General features: G+C 63.9%; 1 protein-coding gene. It reads right to left on the bottom strand.

Features of this window, described 5'->3' with window-relative positions:
• On the bottom strand, window positions 1-819 hold an 819-nt coding region (locus HX846_RS37470), incomplete at both ends, for an AMP-binding protein (RefSeq protein ID WP_178967494.1).

The raw sequence follows: 819 nt of genomic DNA on the forward strand, positions 1-819 counted from the left end.
GCACCGCCGACGTACAACTCACCCGTCGCGCCTTGCGGCACCAGCGCCAGATCCGCATCCAGAATGTAGGCCACACGCGCGCCGATGATGCTGCCGATCGGCACGCTGCCGGCGCCCTCTTCCAGGGCTTCCGGGGCCAGGCTGGCCAACGGCATCACCACGGTTTCAGTCGGGCCATAGGCGTTGAAAAACAACGCCGGCTTGAATGCCGCGCGAATGCGCTGCAAGTGTTCGCCGGTCAGGGCCTCACCGCCGGTGATGCACATGCGCACCGCCAGGGTCTGGTCTTGCGTGGCCAGCCATTGCGCCAACTGGCTGCCATAGCTTGGGGTGAAGCCCAGGATATTGATGCGGTGCCGACGAATCAGCCCGCAGATTTCTTCCGCGTCCCACTGGCCCTGGGCCCGCAACACAACCTGGGCGCCACTGAGCAACGGCACCAGCAGACGCTCGGTGGCAGCGTCAAAGTTGATGGAATAGAAGTGCAGCTCGCAGTCATCCGGGCGCATGCCGAAGCGCTCGATCACCGCCTGGCAATGCATGGCGATTTCGCCGTGGGACACCACCACGCCCTTGGGCTTGCCGGTGGAACCGGAGGTGTAGATCAAGTAGGCCTGATGTTGCGGCAGGCTGATGAAAGGCAACTCGCTTGCCGGGTAGTCCGCCAGGGTCGGCAGGTCATCTTCCAGGCACCAGCGGCCGACACTCTCAGGCAGTTCGCCCAATGCGTCGAACATCGCAGCATCGCTGAGCAACAGGCCGATGCCACTGTCTTCGATCATGTAGTGCAGGCGGTCCAGCGGGTATTCCGGGTCCAGC

The organism is Pseudomonas sp. K5002, from assembly GCF_013386655.1.
In the GTDB taxonomy this organism is placed as follows: Bacteria; Pseudomonadota; Gammaproteobacteria; order Pseudomonadales; family Pseudomonadaceae; genus Aquipseudomonas.